Genomic DNA, 18,828 nt, shown 5'->3' on the forward strand with positions numbered 1-18,828 from the left:
TCCGCACGTCATAAGATATCTTTGACACTTTCATTGTGAACGATGCCCTTTTCCAATAAATAAGGTTCATCTACTTATATCATGATGAAAATCCATCCTTTGGCTTTAATGCTATTTCTGCCAGGCATTTCAGCGCACATTCGAAGCTCAGAGCTCAATATTTATTTGTGGGAAGACACTATATCACCGCAAATCGTTGATCAATGGCGGCAAAGTAGCGGCATCGATATTAATCTATATCATTTTGATAATGACGATGAACGCAGTCTATTGGTGGTCAAAAGTGTCCAGCTGCCTTTTGATATTGTAGTGTTAGATAACGTATCAGCTCTTATCTACTCTCGGCTCAACACCTTTGAAGACCTGAGTGCTCTGCCCAATAGAAAGCATAATGATACGAAATGGAATCAAGCATGCGGTAGCCACGCCGTTCCCTACTTTTGGGGAACCGTAGGCATTGTCTACAAAAAAAGTAAATTTCCAGCCAAACCCAAAAACTGGGCTGATCTCATCGACATGCCACCAGCACTCCAAGGCCATGTGGGGATGCTTCACGATACAGTTGAAACCCTGCTGCCAGCATTGTATGCCCAACAACAATCGCCAATTACAAATAACGATAATGCACTGAAACAGGCTTATCAAAAGATGCTATCCGTGAATCACAACATCTTAACCTATGAATATATATTGAGTTACGTCCGAAGCCATCCTGACAGTGATGGCTTAGATATGGCACTCGCATACAGCGGTGACCAATTTTCATTGAATAAGTATTTTGGCAGCAATGATTGGGATTTTGTCACCCCGCAAGGCCGACCCTATATTTGGGTGGATTGTTTAGCCATCAACAGCAATTCAAAAAATAAAGAGCATGCAAAAGAGTTTATAAACCACTTATTGAGCCCAGAAGTTGCCGCAATAAATGCAAAAGATATTAAAGCTGCGACACCAAACTTAAGTGCCCTAAATTTAATGCCAGATAGTTACCGAAATGATGCATCATTATTTCCAAACCCAGCTTTGTTAGAACAAGGCATTATTGATAGCGAATTGCTCCCTGCCGATATTAGTTTGAGAGCAAAAATCATTAACAGTATTTTGGAACAACATGAAGCTCAACAATAGAATTCTGTTGCTGATAACACCGGTTATTCTTCTCAGTGCAGTGGCATCTAGTTACATTATCTACTCCAATCAGAAAGATGCTTTGCTGAAAAGAGAAGAAAGCTATCTTCAACTGAGTATGGAAAAACTCGCGGGTCACTTTCGTCAGACCCAATACCTGGTGAATAGCTACGCTTACACCCTAACGAAAAGCGATATCATTCGTCACTACGTTGCACATGAGCGCAACCCTTATCGAGAGTTAGAACTGGTTGATAACTTTCAGCAAACATTGGAGATTCTCCAATCACAAGAGAATAATTTTATTGCGTTATCGATTTTGGATGGCAGCAAAAATGTTCTTTATTATGCCGAAAATAGTGGTGACCCCTTCGCTAAAATCGATACAAAAATTCTCAACCACATACAAGACACTTTCGATAGCACACAGAAAACCTCTTATGTTGACTATACGACAAATTCCAGCGGTGAAGGTATTCTAGTTCGGTATGATGTTTTAGATACTCAAACACTTACGACACCGCTTAGCTATAACCGCGATAAAATTTTCTTTGTTGTTGTTTTCGTCGTACTAGAACCCTTTAATCGACTGATGAAGAAAATAGAATTTGATAACCGAAGTACCATTTTTTTCACTGACGCAGCGGATATTAAAAAGGTAGGATTAACGCAAACTGTTGAATTAAAATCAGATCTTTATGCCACGCTTGATCCTGCACAGTATCTAATTAACGACAAACTTTATGCCATTAAAAAACGGTTAGCGTTGTCGTTTGGAATATCGACTCTAGTGACTGTGTTGCTGCTTTTGTATTTATTATACCGGCATGTAATCAAGCCCATATCCCAATTAGATCAACAATTGAAAGAAGTAGAGAATAAGCAGCGTGACAATATCGAAACTCTCAAGAGTAACGATGAAATTGGCCGGCTATCCTCTCGTTTTTACGATATGTATCAGGAACTTGATACCACATATAAGAAAACAAAAGCACTTGCCGAGTACGACCACTTAACAAAACTTGCCAATCGCCACCACTTTCAACAATCGGTAGAAAGAGTGCTAGCAAAAGCAAGACACACAGATAACATCTGGGTTTTGTATATTGATTTAGATAATTTCAAATACGTCAATGATAAATATGGACATCAGATTGGTGATGTATTGTTAGTCAATTTTGCACAACATATCGGCTCATTGCGCAACTTTTCCTTTGAAAAGTATCAAGTTAAAAGTTTAGCTGCTCGACTCTCTGGGGATGAGTTCTCAATTTTTATCTCTGCCCCTAGTACGTTTAAACAAGCCGCAAGCGAATTTGCAAGCCAGTTACTGGCTCCACTACAAAATCAGCACAATTCACCACTCGGGAACTTCCCAATCACAGCAAGTATCGGCATAGCCACCTACCCAACCGATGGCTATACCTTAGAAAAATTATTATCTAATGCTGATACGGCCATGTATCAAGCAAAAAATGCTGGGAAGAACCAAATAGCTTACTACTCGCCAGAGCTTAATAAGGGTGTTCTGCGAAGAGCCAATATTGAGCAAGCATTACGCCGAGGTGATTTTGATCAGGAATTTAGCTTGGTCTACCAACCTTATTTAAATCGTGCTGGCAATACAGTCTCAGGATTTGAAGTTTTACTTCGTTGGGAATCCAACCTGCTCGGTACGATTTCACCAAAAGAATTTATTCCGATAGCCGAACAAACCGGGTTATTTGGCAACATTGATCGCTGGGTCGTCCGTTCAGCTTTCGAGGAGTTCCATGCACTGCAAGCGATGTTTGAACACCCTGTTCAGTTATCAATTAACCTTTCATCAGCAGAATTAAACTCTTTACAGTTAGCTCATTACATTCATAAACATGCGCAGGAGAATGCAGTTCCTCCCCATTTGATTGATTTTGAAATTACAGAAACTTTTTCTGCCAATTCAAAAGGTTTTCCACTGCTTCACGAACTATCGCATTTAGGCTACGGATTGGCGATTGATGATTTCGGTTCTGGTTACACCTCCATTACTCAATTGGTGCAATATCCAGTACAAAAAATTAAGTTCGATCGGCTTTTTTTAGATACACTCATCACCACTGACAATCACAAGATCATTAAGCCTTTGATCGAACTTTGCCACTCTCAATCAATGCAAGTCACAGCTGAAGGGATTGAAAGTAAAGAAATGCATAGTTGGCTTGCTGATTACCAATGTGATTTCATGCAAGGCTATTATTTTGCCAAACCAATGCCATTAAATGCGTTGGTTTCATGGTATCAACAACAAAAAGAGTTAAACGCTGTTTATGAAAAATGTGATCATTGCCTCTCTTAACCCGGCCAAAATCAATGCAGTCAAAAGTGCATTTGAAAGTACCTTTCCACAGGACACTTTCTCATTTAAAGGGGTGAGTGTGCCCAGTGGTGTCGCGGATCAACCGATGACAGATGAAGAAACCCATCAAGGCGCACTTAACCGAGTACGAAATGCGAAAGAGCAAGCTCCCACGGCAGATTATTACGTCGGGTTAGAAGCGGGCATTGAGAATACAGTGACTTTTGCGTGGATGGTGATTGAATCCGCCACTCATCGAGGAGAATCGCGTTCAGCCAGCTTAATGCTACCACCTCAAGTATTAGAGCTATTAAGTCACGAAAATGAGCTAGGTGATGTGATGGATAAACTGTTTGACTGCGAAAATATCAAACAGAAAGGCGGTGCGATCAGCCTACTCACTCATAACCAGCTCACTCGCAGCTCGGTCTATCATCAAGCATTGATCCTCGCGTTAATCCCTTTTATCAACACAGAGCATTTCCCTGCTAATTTATAAAAAGTTAGCGAACTCAAGGGGTCACTAAGACACCTTGAGTAGCAGAGCGGCTAATTGCGACTTTTCTTGTTCTGATTTACTTTTGAGCTCATTTGAGCCACGCGTAATGGTCGCAATTCCCACTCCGAGCAATTGGCTAATCTGCCGCTGTGATAACTCCCCTTTAAGTAGCTCACATAAGATGTTCGCACGCGCCACGAGCGCATCTCGCTCATCTGGGGTCATCATCATGGTGAGTAGCATTGCGTGCTGCTCTTGCTCTGTGGCTGATTTAACCAATTCCATTAGCTGCTGCCAATCAGTGTACTCAGGTTGGTGTGGCATGAATGTACTCGTTAAGTGATACGTTCCACTATTGTAGAACTTTCACTTCGTATTGGAATTAATATTTTGTATTGAGCTCATCTTGGTTGAGAAATTCACCTTCAATCCCCATCAAATCTCGATAGTAAGTCTCAAACATCAAAATATTTTGCACATACCCGCGGGTTTCTCGAAAAGGAATCGCTTCAATAAAAGCGTAAGCATCTAACTTGCCTTGTGTTTTCTCTCGCCATTGATTGACGCGATTTGGCCCAGCGTTATAGGCAGCAAATGCAAAAATTCGATTGTCGCTGTATTGCTCTAATAATCCATTTAAGTAATGGCTGCCTATTTCGATATTTTTGCCCACCTCATATAACTCTTGCTCATCGTTATAGGTCAGCTGATATTTTTTAGCCGTATACTTAGCCGTGCTCGGCATAATCTGCATGATACCGCGAGCGCCAACGGGCGATTGAGCCTCAACATCCATTCCACTTTCTTGACGAGCAAGTGACATCAGCATAATTGGGTCAATGTCGTGTTTTTGGCCATAGAAGTTAAACCACCATTGATGGGCTAATGGAAAACGCAATTGCATGTTGTCCCACATCCGCGCCGAAATAGAGGCTGTCACAGTTAAACTATGCCAACGTTGGGAGTCGGCGTAGGCCGCTAGCATCTCTTTTTCTTTTGTATCTGCACGATCGAGTAACCATTTCCATTCACTTTTTGCAGCAGCGATTTTATCTCGTTCAATCAGCTCTTGGATCCGTACTAAGGCTTTTTTATACGGCGTCAATAAATTAGGATTAAGCTTAATCGATGTACTGGGATAATTTACTGACTGTTTCACCATATTAGCGGCCGCGACACTGTAGAAATTACGTTGCCCAATCATCGCATTTAAACGTTGTAATCCTTTGGCTTCATCACCCAACGCAATATCAGCGCGCCCAAGCCAATATTGCCAACGTAAGCTGGCTTTTTCATCAGCGGGGAGCTGCTCTGTCCAGAATTTAACTTCATCCCAACGACCAACGGTCAGTGCCTTGCGGATCCTCTGCTCGAGCAAAAGACTGTTTGAGCTTTGCGCTATCACACTATCTCGCCAGTTTGCGAGTGCTTGCTCCTCGGTATCGAGCAATATTCTGGCTATATATTCTGCAATAGGACGCTGATAAGCATCCGCCAGTATTTTCTGATCGAGAAGAGTTTGGTACACACTTTGCGCAAGCTTTGCATCTTGGCGTGCTAGCTTTTCTAACGCAAATTGAATCGACTGCTGATTAAAAGTGCCATCGGTGTATTGTTTAGCAAAAGTCAGCACATTTTCTGGCGAGCGGTAGAGATCGATCATCGCTTGCGCTGTCGCCTGTGATTTTGGCTTAACTAATTTTTTCTGTAAGTATTTCATTAGCGTTAAATTACGCCCATCAAACGCCAATAACATTCGTTTAAGCAACCAGTCATCGGTTAACCCGCCTTGCTCACTCCATGCGGTGAAGAGTGGATCACAAGCGTCAGAAATGCTACTGCCACTGAGCCATAGTTTTTGTGCGCCTTTGAACGCAATATCTCGCTGGCCTGTTTGGTAATACGCATTGTAGTAATGACAGCGATAAGGCTCATCATTCGGCTCCGCTTTTTGAAAATCAAGCAAGGTGGCCCATTTTCCTTTCGCCGCCAACGCATCTAAATACGGTGCTCGAATGCGGTTTGAAAACGGGAAATCTTGATGTGTATCGATAAAAACCTGAACCGCTAATGGCGGTTTATTACCAATATCGACCAGCAGAGATCGATAATCCAGATAAGGCGTCAATGGATAGTTTTTGATCTTATTTCTAATTTTTTTAGCTTCATCAACTTTATCTTCATCAAGCCACCTCTGAGCTTGATCGTACAGCTCTCGTTGACTATCCAAATCCTCTATTGCGCCTGAAAACGCGGTGCCGCACACCAAGGAGCTCAACGCTAATATTGATGATAACAATCGCTGCGGTCTTATAAAATGCATGAGCGCCATGTGCTCTCGTCCTATCCAAAGCAAGGGAATTTCCGTTTCATTACGCTGATTCTAGATAAAAAAGTAAAGGCCATAGATGTAAATAATATTAAATTCATAAAAGTGCGACATATGAACTTAGTAACTTAATGTTTCGTTACTTTTTTATCGATGAAAAACACCATCTAAGCTCTAAAAATTAGGTACCTAGTAACAAATGCGATCGCTTTGGTATAAAATGACCACTTTCTTCTGTTACTAAGATTAGGAACAATCGGCAATGGCTGAATACGTATATACCATGTCGCGGGTGAGTAAAATTGTCCCGCCTAAGCGTCAAATTCTCAAAGACATCTCTCTGAGCTTTTTCCCTGGAGCTAAAATCGGTGTTTTAGGTCTCAATGGTTCAGGTAAATCCACCCTGTTACGTATCATGGCTGGCATCGATACTGATATTGATGGGGAAGCACGCCCGCAAGCAGGATTGAAAGTCGGCTACTTGCCTCAAGAACCAGTACTGGATGAATCAAAAACCGTGCGTGAAGTGGTGGAAGAGGCCGTTTCTGATGTGGCTGGCGCACTAACTCGCCTCGATGCTGTTTATGCGGCATATGCAGAACCCGACGCCGATTTTGATGCGTTAGCCAAAGAGCAAGGTGAGCTCGAGGCTCTGATTCAAGCCAAAGATGGCCATAATTTAGAGAACGCTTTAGAACGTGCGGCCAATGCACTTCGTCTACCAGAATGGGATGCTAAAATCGCCGTTTTGTCTGGTGGTGAGCGCCGCCGTGTGGCGATCTGCCGTTTGCTACTTGAAAAGCCAGATATGCTGCTGCTTGACGAACCAACCAACCACTTAGACGCGGAATCTGTTGCTTGGCTAGAGCACTTCCTTGTCGACTATTCAGGCACAGTCGTCGCCATCACCCACGACCGTTACTTCCTTGATAATGCTGCTGGTTGGATTTTAGAACTTGACCGCGGTGAAGGCATTCCTTGGCAAGGTAACTACACCTCGTGGCTCGAACAGAAAGATGAACGCTTAAAGCAAGAATCATCTCAAGAGAGTGCTCGCCAAAAAACGATTGAAAAAGAGCTGGAATGGGTTCGTAAAAACCCGAAAGGCCGCCAAGCAAAATCCAAGGCACGTATGGCACGCTTTGAAGAACTTAATAATACTGAACATCAAAAACGTAATGAAACCAACGAACTCTTCATCCCGCCGGGCGAACGTTTAGGCGACAAAGTATTGGAAGTTCGCAACTTAACCAAATCGTTTGGTGATCGTGTACTGATTGATAATTTATCATTTAGCATGCCAAAAGGAGCGATTGTCGGCATCATCGGTGCTAACGGTGCGGGTAAATCAACGCTGTTTAAAATGCTAAGTGGCGTAGAACAACCAGATTCTGGTGAAATTGAATTGGGTGCAACCGTGAAATTGGCCTCGGTTGATCAGTTCCGTGATAGCATGAACGATAAAAATACCGTCTTCCAAGAGATCTCTGAAGGCGCGGATATTATCAAGATCAACAATTTTGAAATTCCTGCGCGTGCTTACTGCTCCCGCTTTAACTTCAAAGGCGTCGATCAACAAAAAGTGCTCGGTCAGCTATCGGGCGGTGAGCGCAACCGTGTTCACTTAGCCAAATTGCTTAAAGCTGGCGGCAACGTCCTATTACTCGACGAACCAACCAACGATCTGGATGTTGAAACGCTACGCGCATTGGAAGAGGCGCTGCTGGAGTTCCCTGGTTGCGCCATGGTTATCTCGCACGACCGCTGGTTCTTAGACCGTATCGCGACCCACATTCTGGACTACCGTGATGAAGGTGAAGTGAAATTCTATGAAGGCAACTACAGCGAATACACTGAGTGGTTAAAACAGACGTTGGGCGCTCAAGCGGCAGAACCACACCGCATTAAATACAAGCGTATGACCAAATAACTCTGTATTTGAAGTCTCTGGCCGCAATCTATTGCGGCCTTTTTGTTACTTGTACATCACCCATCACACAACAAGATGCAGGATTCGCGACACTGCCTTCAATTAGGTCTAAACTTAATGGGTATAATTTTTCAATGATCGATACAGAGCCGAAGCTGGCACAGGTCAACGCTCAACAAGAGAGAGTACCATGATTGAAAGACGTCGCTTTTCACGCATCATCTATCAGATGCCTGCCACCTTATTGCAAGGTCAACATACCGTCACCACAACGATTCAAGATTTGTCGCTGCATGGGTTATTGCTCTCATGCCCTGACGCGGACAAATTAGTGCTCAATGAAATGGCACAAGTCCATTTCACACTACCAGACAGCGATGTCACTATTAATCTAGTCGCCAAGTTGATCCACATTCAAAACAACATTATTCGTGTCAGCATCAATCACATTGATATTGAAAGTATTGGCCATTTGAAACGTTTAGTTGAATTGAACATGGGTGATGAAAGTTTGCTCCATCGCGAGCTGGAATACTTGTCTGATTTAGGGGATGAACCGGAAGAATGAGCGGCGGCCGTATTCACAACAACCGCACTCGCCGTTCAGACAGCCTTAAACACGATGAATGGCATCGTTCGCTTGTTTTAACAAGTTTTGACTTTCAAGCATAAATTGTTGTGAATAACTGCCAAACCAATCACTCACTTTGCTAAAGTTTTCCACAAAAGCTTGCTTCTCACGCCCGTCAAGTAAGGTTAACGCCTCACCAAAACAAGCATGAAAACGTTTTATCATCTCAACGTTCTCTTCCGATGAGAAAATGATATCGCCATACAAGTGAGGGTCTTGACCAAAAAGCCGTCCAACCATCGCCAGTTCTAAACGATAAATCGGTGAACTCAGCTGCAGTAATTTTTGGATATTCGGATTTTCTTTAGAAAGATGTAAACCGTATACAAATGAAGTGAAGTGACGCAGTGCTTGGATCAAGGTCATGCCGTGATCGTGTTCTGCGGCATCAATCTGGCACAAACTCGCTCCCCATATCGAAAACTGTTTTAGCAACCACTGATAACTCTCTTCTCCTCGCCCATCGCAATAGACGATCACTTGCTTGGCCATACTAGGGACATCGGGGCCAAACATTGGGTGTAATCCAACCACTGGGCCAGAGTGTGTTTTAAGCATCGCCTGTAGAGGCTTAGACTTAATCGATGTGAGGTCGCACAAAATACAATCGGCAGGCAAATGAGCAAGTTTTTCAATCACACCGACGGTTAAGTGGATAGGAACCGTCACCACAACCAAACCTGCATCATGCAGTATCTCATCGGCTTGATGCCAATCTTTACTGCCTAATACTTTCACCTGATAGCCCGACAGTTTGAACATACGGCCAAATAAGCCACCAAGTTGACCATGACCGCCAATAATCACCACAGAGCGCAGCTCTGGGTTTAAGCACTTAAAGCCAGAATCCTTTTCACTGGCATAAGATTCACGCATAGTACGGCGCAAAATATCTTCAATCAGTTGTGGCGGGACGCCTTTTCTTTCCGCTTCAGCGCGGCGAGAAGCCAGCATTGCCGCTTCTCGATCAGGAGCATAAATCGGTAGACCATGTCGGCTCTTGACTTCCCCCACCTTTTCAACCAAAGCTAATCGGCGTGCAAGCAGCTCGACCATTTGTTTATCGACAGCATCAATTTGATCACGTAATTCGTTAAGTTCAACAGCCATGGCACTTCCCTTTATTCACCTTTTTTTAGGCGATTTTCTAAGAACGGAACGAGCTCTTGATGAGCATGTCGTAATAGTGCCTCAGTTGATGGCCAATTAATACAGGCATCCGTAATCGATACACCGTATTCCATTTCGTTGCGAGGAAGGTCAGAAGATTGATTACCTTCATTGAGGTGACTTTCAATCATCAAACCAATAATAGACTGATTTCCTTCACGAATTTGATGAATCACATCTTCAGCGACTAACGGCTGACGACGGTAATCTTTACGTGAATTAGCATGGCTGCAATCCACCATTAACGACGCATCCAATTTATGTTTTGCCATCTCTTGCTCACACTCGGTGACCGACACTGAATCGTAGTTGGTTTGCTTACCGCCACGTAAAATGACATGTCCATTTGGGTTGCCTTGAGTGGTAAGTAAGGCCACTTGCCCTTCACTATTAATGCCCATAAAACGGTGGCTGGATGATGCCGCCTGCATCGCATTGATTGCCGTTGCTAAATTGCCATCGGTGCCGTTTTTAAACCCAATCGGCATCGACAAACCACTGGCCATTTCCCGGTGTGTTTGGGATTCCGTAGTGCGTGCACCAATCGCCGCCCAACTGAATGTATCGGCTAAATATTGAGGGCTGATCGGATCAAGCGCTTCAGTCGCCAGAGGGATCTCCATCTCCGCTAGCTCAACTAACAATTGACGACCAACGTGTAAACCATGTTCGATATCAAAACTGCCATCAAGATGAGGATCGTTAATCAGCCCTTTCCAACCAACCGTTGTACGCGGCTTTTCAAAGTAAACACGCATGACAATGTACAGTTGATTACTCAACTGCTCTGAGAGTGATTTCAAGCGCTTTGCGTACTCTTTTGCCGCATCAATATCATGAATAGAGCAAGGGCCGCACACCACCAGTAAACGGTGATCTTTTTTATGGATAATATTGGCAATTGTCTGACGAGAGTGTTGAATGAACTGGCGAGCTTGATGACTGAGCGGCAGCTTAGCTTTTAATTGTTCCGGAGTGATCAGCACTTGCTCATCACTGATATTAATATTACTTAGTTCACTTTTTTGCATCTCATCACCTGTAATTATTTGTTTACATAAAATCTTATTGCATACCTAAACACCAATAAAAGACAAATTAACAGGCTTTAAAAACATTTCAAGTGTAAATTTAAAAAAACATTATATGTAAAAATAAAATTACACTCGTATTTATCTTCTATTAAAGCAAAAAATATAAGCTGACGCGTATTTTATTCTCTCTATCTCACCTAAAATAGTGAGGATGAATCGTAAATCATACCCAAAGAGATTGGTGTTACAGTCTGGCCATCCGTACATAAATCCTAATGTATATAGAAAACTCTACGCTTAGGAAAATGAACAAAGCCAATACTACTGTAGCTTCAAGTGAAAAGGGGATCACCAAACCAACGGGTTTTTGACATGGATTTAATTCTTTCCTTACTGCAACAGATGTGTGTTTACCTCGTTCTCGCTTATATGTTTAGTAAAACACCCATTTTCTTGCCGCTGCTTAACATTTCCAGTCGAATTAGCCACAAAATCAGTACGTATGTTTTGTTTTCCCTCTTTTGCATCATGGGCACCTATTTTGGTTTGCAGATCAACGATGCGATTGCCAATACGCGGGCGATAGGTGCTGTCATGGGTGGGTTATTTGGTGGCCCCATTGTGGGGTTTGCGGTTGGATTTACTGGCGGTATGCATCGCTACACTTTAGGCGGTTTTACCGATGTGGCATGCGCCATTTCAACTACTGCAGAAGGTTTGATTGGTGGATTGCTGCACACCTATTTACTGAGAAAGGGCAAAGGGCGACTCCTGTTTAGCCCCAGCATTGTTTTTGCCGTAACACTGTTTGCTGAAATAGTGCAAATGTTGGTGATTTTGTTAGTCGCTAAACCGTTTGTTGATGCATACGCCTTAGTCTCGACTATCGCCGCGCCCATGATCATCGCTAACTCAGTCGGCGCAGCGCTGTTCATGAGCATTTTACAAGACAGAAAAACCATTTTTGAAGAATACTCCGCCACCTTTTCTCGTCGCGCACTGAATATTGCTGAGCGTTCAGTTGGCATTTTGGCCAACGGTTTTAATCCACACAATGCAGGCAAAGTGGCTCGAATTGTTTATGAAATGACCAACGTAGGCGCGGTATCCATTACCGATAGAGAAAAAATACTCGCGTTTATCGGTATTGGTGACGATCACCACAAACCCAATACACCGATCTCATCACAAAGCACACTCGATGCGATCACCAAAAACCGCATTATTTATCTCGACGGAAAAGATTCCCCTTATCAATGCTCACTCTCCAAAAGCTGTAAACTCGGTTCAGCGTTAATTATTCCACTTCGAGCAGGTGATCGCGTAATTGGAACCATAAAGCTGTACGAGCCGAAGCGTAAGCTTTTTTCAACCATTAACATGTCAATGGCGGAAGGGATTGCACAATTACTGTCGAGCCAAATTCTGTACGGCGAATACCAACAAAAGCAAATGCTGCTTTCCCGTGCCGAGATCAAACTACTGCATGCTCAAGTCAACCCTCACTTTCTGTTTAATGCTCTCAATACCATTAGTGCCATCACCCGCCGTGATCCCGACAAAGCGCGAGAACTTATCCAGCATCTTTCGCACTTCTTTCGTAGTAACCTCAAACAAAATATTGAGACAGTGACTCTTAAAGAAGAATTAGCACATGTCAAAGCCTACTTAACCATAGAACAAGCGCGTTTTGCCGATCGCCTTGAAGTGGATATCGCCATCGATGATGCATTACTGCTTGAACGCAACGTACCCAGTTTTACCCTACAACCACTGGTAGAAAATGCGATAAAGCACGGCACCTCTAACTTGTTAGAAGGGGGACGGGTACGAATCTACAGCCAAGCGCAAACGGAAGGATACAAAATTGTAGTGGAAGATAATGCGGGCAGTTACCAAGCTCCGAATGAAGATTACGATGGTTTAGGCATGCAAATTGTCAATAAACGCTTAACTAATAAATTTGGCGAACAAGCCGCACTAAAAACGGAAGTATTGGCTAATCAATACACACGAATGAGCTTTCTCATTCCTCATCAAGGATTTAACTAAGGGAATAACATGCTATCGGCACTGGTTATTGATGACGAACTGCTCGCTCGGGAAGAACTGACTGAGCTACTAGAAGAGACGGGCGATGTTGATGTGATTGGTCACGCCAGTAATGCGATCGAAGGGTTAAAAAAAATCAATCAGCTAAAGCCAGACGTGGTGTTTCTCGACATCCAAATGCCACAAGTTACTGGCATTGAGCTGCTAGGGATGCTTGACCCAGATACGATGCCCAATGTGGTGTTTGTCACCGCTTATGATCAGTATGCGCTGCAAGCGTTTGAGGAAAATGCGTTTGATTATCTACTCAAGCCCGTTGACCCTGAGCGCTTAAAGAAAACGCTGCAACGTTTAGTTCGCCAAGGGCAAAAAAAGCAGGATTTTTCGATTTTATCACCAGCAGGGTTAGATCAAGTTCCCTGCATTGGATTAAATCGAATTGTGATCATTGCCACCAAAGATGTCGAGTTTGCTTTGAGCGACATCAGTGGTGTTCATGTGCAAACCCATTTACAACGAGCCACCAGCCAACTAACGCTCAAAATTTTGGAAGAAAGAACGCCACTGGTTCGTTGTCACCGCCAGTATTTAATCAATACTAGGGCCATTAAAGAGATCAAATTATTGGACAATGGGCTGGCGGAAATCATCACCCTTAGTGATCACAAAGTGCCCGTCAGCCGACGTTATCTAAAAAATTTAAAAGAAGTTCTGGGTTTTCACTAACCGCAACGAATAGAAAATAACGGCGCTGAAGCTTTCACGCACAGCGCCATTTTTTTACTCACCAAGCAGTCGTTTCATCGCTTCTGAGGCTTGTTTCCACTGTTCAGTGCTTTGCAGTTGAGGAAGATTAAAAGCACGACGTTTGAGTAGAGACTCAGCCGCTGGCACGTCCAAAATCGGCAAATTATCCAATGCTTCAATTTGAGCTGCGCGTTGATTGCACACTAAAATCATGTCACATCCAGCGGCTAGCGATTGATGCGCGCGCTCGGCAGGACCGCCCATGACAGATGCCCCTTCCATTGTTAAATCATCAGAAAAGACTAATCCTTTGAACCTTAACTGCTGGCGAAGTACTTGCTTCAACCAAAACGCAGAACCGCTGGCAGGTTGATCATCATAGTGATGATAAATCACATGTGCAGGCATCATGGCATCGAGCACTCCAGCTTCAATCTGCGCTTTGAATATTGCCATGTCCTCTTCCATAACCGTGCTGCGCTCATCATAGGGCGTCTCAAGATGCGAGTCAGCGATTACCCCGCCGTGACCGGGAAAGTGTTTACCTGTTGTTGCCATGCCAGCCTCTTTCATGCCTTGCATATAGGCTGAACTGTGGCGAATGATGCTCTGTACATCATCACCAAAAGCACGATTACCAATCGCTTTACATGCATGACCTTTATCCAATACAGGAGCAAAGCTGAGATCAATATCATGAGCAATCAACTCCGCCGCCATCAGCCAGCCACCTTGGCGAGCTAATGCTTCACCATTATTCTGCTTGGCATACTGCTGCGCGGCAGGGATCAGCGAAAACCCATCACGAAAACGTTGTACTCGCCCACCTTCTTGATCGACACCAATCAAAATCGGACGTTTTGCTGCGTGGCGAATCGCTTTATTAAGCGCAAGCAACTGCGCGTTATCGTGATAATTACGCGCAAAAAGAATGACCCCGCCGACAGTGGGATGCTCAAGAATCTCTTTGTCTTCAGCGCTCAATTCACAGCCTGCCACATCTAGCCACAACGGTCCCATGCTCACTCCAAAAATTTACTTAAACAGTTAATTTAACGAGGTTATTCGCTTTGAATTTCTATTACAATGATTTTGTTTTTGAGTTGAAGGAGAAGCGAATGAAGAGCATTGAACGCTACATTGGTGTGATGTCTGGCACCAGCATGGATGGTGTCGATACAGCGCTGGTCGAAATGGATGGCAACCAAATTCGTTTATTGGCTCACGCTGATTTCCCAATGCCAGAAGATCTCAAACAGCGTTTGCTGAATGTCTGTATTGGGCAATCAACCAATGTGCAAGAGATTGGCGAGTTAGACCACTTGCTCGGCCATCTGTTTGCTGATGCAGTCATCGCTTTACTGGCTCAATCAGGCTATCAAGCGTGCGATATTCGCGCGATTGGCTGCCATGGCCAAACGGTTTTTCATCAACCCAACGGTAATACGCCTTTTACGATGCAACTCGGTGATGCCAATATCATCAGCAGCAAAACTGGCATCGACACAGTGGCTGATTTTCGTCGCAAAGATATGGCGCTCGGCGGCCAAGGAGCTCCATTAGTCCCTGCATTTCACGACACCATTTTCAAATCAACCGATTCGAGCGTTGTAGTACTCAATATTGGCGGCATCGCTAATATTTCGGTACTGCGGCCGCAGCAAAAAGTATTAGGCTACGATACGGGCCCGGGCAATATGTTGATGGATGCGTGGTGCTTTGAACAGACAGACCATAAGTTTGATGATAATGGCATGTGGGCGAGATCGGGAAAGGTACACCAACCACTACTCGAACGCCTCAATCAAGAGCCGTACCTTGCGTTGAATGCACCGAAAAGTACGGGTCGCGAGCTGTTTAATCTCCCTTGGCTTCAGCAGATATTGGCTGAGTTTTTGTTAGCAGCAGAAGATGTTCAACGTACACTCTGTGAATACACAGCACTCACCATCGCCACGCAAGTCGCACACTACCAATGTGGGCCAGCGCCGGAATTGCTGCTGTGTGGGGGCGGTGCCCGTAACCCGCTATTGGTTGAACGTTTGCAGGCCCATTTAGCACACTGGCGCATCATGCCCACCAGCGATAAAGGGGTGGATAGTGACTACATGGAAGCAATGGCTTTTGCTTGGCTTGCTCAACGTCGTCTGCATAATTTACCCAGCAATCTACCAGAAGTAACCGGAGCAAGCGCTCTCGCTTCGTTGGGTGTGGTCTATTTTACTCATTAATAAGTAAGGAATGGTATGACTAATGACGCGCTGCTCTCTGCGCTTTCTCACCTTATTTCCGAAGGTCGCAACCCTGACACAATGGATATTGACCTACTATCAGCACAAGAAATTGTAGAACGGCTCAATCAACAAGATAAGCACGTTCCGCTAGCCGTCGAAAAAGTCCTTCCGGAGATCGCCTTAGCCGTGGATCGAATTACCTATGCATTCAAACATGGTGGTCGATTAATCTACATTGGCGCAGGAACCAGTGGCCGATTAGGCGTTCTTGATGCGTCAGAGTGCCCTCCAACATTTGGAGTTAGCGATCAGATGGTGATTGGTTTGATTGCCGGTGGGAAAGAGGCCATGTTCAGTGCTAAAGAAGGGGCGGAAGATTGCGCAGAACTCGGCATTCAAGATCTCAAAAGTATTCATTTTACGGATCAAGATGTGGTTGTTGGCATTGCCGCTAGTGGGCGAACACCTTATGTCATCGGTGCCTTGGAGTATGCTAATGATTTGGGCGCGACAACCATTGCCCTATCATGTAACCCGGATTCCCCGATTGCAGAATTGGCGCAAATAGCCATTAGCCCTGTCGTTGGGCCAGAAGCTCTGACCGGTTCAACGCGCTTAAAATCCGGTACAGCGCAGAAGCTGGTACTCAACATGCTCACCACCGCTAGCATGATCCGTCTTGGTAAGAGTTACCAAAATTTAATGGTCGATGTTAAGGCCACTAACCGAAAACTCATCGCCAGAGCGGTGCGAATTGTGATGCAAGCAACCGACTGTGAACGCGCTGAGGCTGAATACTTATTAGCCCAAAGCAACAACAATGTAAAAGTAGCGATATTGATGCACTTGACGGGGTTAAGTTATGCAGAAGCTATGGATAAATTGACTGAGTCTGATGGTTTTCTTCGCCGGGCAATGGGAAGTGAACACGAGAGCCACTAGTGGCTCTGGCTCTGTTTGATCAACGAGACGACTATTTCACCTTCCGTAGGTAAAAACTCCTGAATAGAATGGTGCATCTGGATACGGCCTTTGACGTTCACCATAAACAGTGGCAAAACAAAATGTTCTTTGTTCTGCTGGAGATAATCTTGGTAGGTGAAACTTTCGCTCAGTTTTGTGTGCTTAATGTCTGCACCTTGGTTGATCAAACTGGCTAATTTTTTATAACTCACTTCACCATTAAAAAGTGATAAACCGTGATATTCCTGAGCCACTTTGTGTTTATCGCTACTATTGTCATTGGCATGATCGTTCAAACAAAATACGCGTTTTTCACCGAAATCACTGAGAAAATGCATGCAAGCCATAATATTGAAATGCTTATCAGGGCTAAGTGCAACCACATGACCAATACCAATCAAATCTAAATATTCATCGGCGTGGCTTGATATCGGATTACCATAATAATTGGCTAGCCCCGCCATTCGCGCCTGACTAATGTAGTCCCAGTTAGAATCGGTGAGCACAACGCGACAATCATATTTCGCAAACGCCTTTCCAAGCGCTCGAGCGACGTCATTCGCACCAATAATCAAAAAACCACGCGGAGCAGGTTCTGCCACCTTCAATGCCATTGCAATAGGACGCGCCGTCGCACTTTGTAAAATCACCGTTCCAATAATGACCATAAACGTTAAAGGCACTAATAGTGTCGCTCCCTCTACACCTGCCGCTGTCAGTTTGATAGCAAATAGAGAAGAAATAGAAGCAGCCACAATACCGCGAGGCGCCACCCAAGCCAAAAAAGCTTTCTCTTTGAAAGATAATGAGCTGCGCACGGTTGCAATAAAAATGGACATCGGACGGGAAACTAACTGCATTACCACCAACAACAGCAATGCACTCCACCCTAATGCTTGGAAATCAGCCAGCTCGATGCGTGCAGCCAAAAGGATAAAGAGGCCAGTGATTAGCAAAATAGTCAGGTTTTCTTTGAAATGAAGAATATGCTGAATATTGACGTTTTTAGCATTTGCCAGCCACATCCCCATCACCGTCACCGTCAGTAAGCCAGACTCTGACTCGATAGCGTTAGAAGCGGAAAAGACGCCAAGTACCACAGCCAATACAGCAAAAGGCTGTAAATATTCAGGCAACATGCCTCGCTTCAATATGACAGCGACGGCTTGGCCAGCAGCCGCTCCTATACTTAAACCAACACCAATAATTAAAGAGAAAACGTATAAGCTATGCGCTTCACTGCTAGAGATAATAAACTCATACACCATCACCACAAACAGTGCACCCAACGGGTCGATGAGTATTCCTTCCCAGCGCAATATATTGGAAAGTCGAGCATTTGGCCGCACGGTACGTAGCAGCGGTACTATGACGGTCGGCCCGGTAACTACGGTCAAACTGCCAAACAGCAGCGCAAGTGACCAATCAAAGTCCAATAAATAATACGACGCAACGCTGGTTATTCCCCATGAAACTAGGGCTCCAAGCGACACAATGCTCCACACAGTGTGGTTGACGCCGCGAATATCTTTGAAGTTGAGTGTGAGGCTACCCTCAAACAAAATCACCGCAACCGCAAGAGAAATCAAAGGGAATAATAATTCTCCCAATAGCTGCTGAGGTTCTAACCACCCAGTCAACGGACCAACGACAATGCCTGCAATTAATAAAAATAAAATAGCAGGAAGACGCAACTTCCATGCTAACCACTGGCACGTCAAACCAAGAACGCCAATGGCTGCAATAGCTAAAGCAATAAACTCTTCATGCATATAT

General features: G+C 44.3%; 15 protein-coding genes. 9 read left to right on the top strand and 6 right to left on the bottom strand.

What is annotated here, in order from left to right; all coding sequences use genetic code 11:
* The first annotated feature begins 81 nt into the window (after positions 1-81).
* The 3 genes from N5E84_RS09660 to yjjX are packed head-to-tail and all read left to right on the top strand — an operon-like array spanning position 82 to position 3,962.
* Positions 82-1,128, top strand: coding sequence for a spermidine/putrescine ABC transporter substrate-binding protein (locus tag N5E84_RS09660; protein ID WP_019282722.1), 1,047 nt, complete (start codon positions 82-84; stop codon positions 1,126-1,128).
* Positions 1,112-3,463, top strand: a complete 2,352-nt coding sequence (locus tag N5E84_RS09665) for a putative bifunctional diguanylate cyclase/phosphodiesterase (RefSeq protein WP_019282723.1) — start codon at positions 1,112-1,114, stop codon at positions 3,461-3,463. The genes N5E84_RS09660 and N5E84_RS09665 overlap by 17 nt, the downstream gene beginning before the upstream one ends.
* Positions 3,435-3,962, top strand: a complete 528-nt coding sequence (gene yjjX, locus N5E84_RS09670; protein WP_019282724.1) for an inosine/xanthosine triphosphatase — start codon at positions 3,435-3,437, stop codon at positions 3,960-3,962. The genes N5E84_RS09665 and yjjX overlap by 29 nt, the downstream gene beginning before the upstream one ends.
* Before the next feature lie 24 nt (positions 3,963-3,986).
* Here yjjX and trpR read toward each other — a convergent pair whose 3' ends face one another.
* Both trpR and N5E84_RS09680 read right to left on the bottom strand, forming a co-directional pair.
* On the bottom strand, positions 3,987-4,286 hold the full coding sequence (trpR, locus tag N5E84_RS09675; RefSeq protein WP_013857539.1) for a trp operon repressor: 300 nt from the start codon (positions 4,284-4,286) through the stop codon (positions 3,987-3,989).
* Positions 4,287-4,344: 58 nt separating this feature from the next.
* Positions 4,345-6,294 (bottom strand): transglycosylase SLT domain-containing protein, encoded by a 1,950-nt coding sequence (locus N5E84_RS09680; RefSeq protein ID WP_043004629.1) that lies wholly within the window; start codon positions 6,292-6,294, stop codon positions 4,345-4,347.
* 259 nt (positions 6,295-6,553) lie between these two features.
* On the opposite strand from N5E84_RS09680, the gene ettA reads away from it, so the two are divergent.
* Both ettA and N5E84_RS09690 read left to right on the top strand, forming a co-directional pair.
* Positions 6,554-8,221 carry an energy-dependent translational throttle protein EttA gene (ettA, locus tag N5E84_RS09685; RefSeq protein WP_010319161.1) on the top strand — a complete coding sequence of 556 codons (1,668 nt, stop codon included), beginning with the start codon at positions 6,554-6,556 and terminating at the stop codon, positions 8,219-8,221.
* A gap of 190 nt (positions 8,222-8,411) precedes the next feature.
* A complete protein-coding gene (locus N5E84_RS09690) occupies positions 8,412-8,789 on the top strand; it encodes a PilZ domain-containing protein (protein ID WP_019282726.1) in 378 nt (125 codons plus the stop codon).
* Positions 8,790-8,834: 45 nt separating this feature from the next.
* Here N5E84_RS09690 and tyrA read toward each other — a convergent pair whose 3' ends face one another.
* Entirely contained in the window at positions 8,835-9,962 is a 1,128-nt protein-coding gene (gene tyrA, locus N5E84_RS09695) for a bifunctional chorismate mutase/prephenate dehydrogenase (RefSeq protein WP_017043283.1), read from the bottom strand.
* Between the two features lie 11 nt (positions 9,963-9,973).
* On the bottom strand, positions 9,974-11,053 hold the full coding sequence (locus N5E84_RS09700) for a 3-deoxy-7-phosphoheptulonate synthase (protein ID WP_019282727.1): 1,080 nt from the start codon (positions 11,051-11,053) through the stop codon (positions 9,974-9,976).
* Between the two features lie 375 nt (positions 11,054-11,428).
* Between N5E84_RS09700 and N5E84_RS09705 the strand changes: the two genes are divergently transcribed.
* Positions 11,429-13,108, top strand: a complete 1,680-nt coding sequence (locus tag N5E84_RS09705) for a sensor histidine kinase (RefSeq protein WP_029388328.1) — start codon at positions 11,429-11,431, stop codon at positions 13,106-13,108.
* 9 nt (positions 13,109-13,117) lie between these two features.
* Positions 13,118-13,834 (top strand): two-component system response regulator BtsR, encoded by a 717-nt coding sequence (gene btsR / locus N5E84_RS09710; protein WP_017047891.1) that lies wholly within the window; start codon positions 13,118-13,120, stop codon positions 13,832-13,834.
* Positions 13,835-13,888: 54 nt separating this feature from the next.
* On the opposite strand, the gene nagZ is transcribed toward btsR, so the two are convergent.
* On the bottom strand, positions 13,889-14,875 hold the full coding sequence (gene nagZ / locus N5E84_RS09715) for a beta-N-acetylhexosaminidase (RefSeq protein WP_043004631.1): 987 nt from the start codon (positions 14,873-14,875) through the stop codon (positions 13,889-13,891).
* Positions 14,876-14,973: 98 nt separating this feature from the next.
* Between nagZ and N5E84_RS09720 the strand changes: the two genes are divergently transcribed.
* The gene (locus N5E84_RS09720) at positions 14,974-16,086 is read left to right on the top strand and encodes an anhydro-N-acetylmuramic acid kinase (RefSeq protein WP_029388329.1); all 1,113 of its coding nucleotides are present in this window, start codon (positions 14,974-14,976) and stop codon (positions 16,084-16,086) included.
* 15 nt (positions 16,087-16,101) lie between these two features.
* Positions 16,102-17,031, top strand: coding sequence for an N-acetylmuramic acid 6-phosphate etherase (gene murQ / locus N5E84_RS09725; RefSeq protein WP_019282731.1), 930 nt, complete (start codon positions 16,102-16,104; stop codon positions 17,029-17,031).
* On the opposite strand, the gene N5E84_RS09730 is transcribed toward murQ, so the two are convergent.
* Positions 17,028-18,824, bottom strand: a complete 1,797-nt coding sequence (locus tag N5E84_RS09730) for a cation:proton antiporter (RefSeq protein WP_019282732.1) — start codon at positions 18,822-18,824, stop codon at positions 17,028-17,030. The two genes, murQ and N5E84_RS09730, sit on opposite strands and share 4 nt — an antisense overlap.
* Between the last annotated feature and the right edge of the window lie 4 nt (positions 18,825-18,828).

Origin of the sequence: Vibrio sp. J502 (genome assembly GCF_025397955.1) — a bacterium.
Classification (GTDB): Bacteria; Pseudomonadota; Gammaproteobacteria; order Enterobacterales; family Vibrionaceae; genus Vibrio; species Vibrio anguillarum.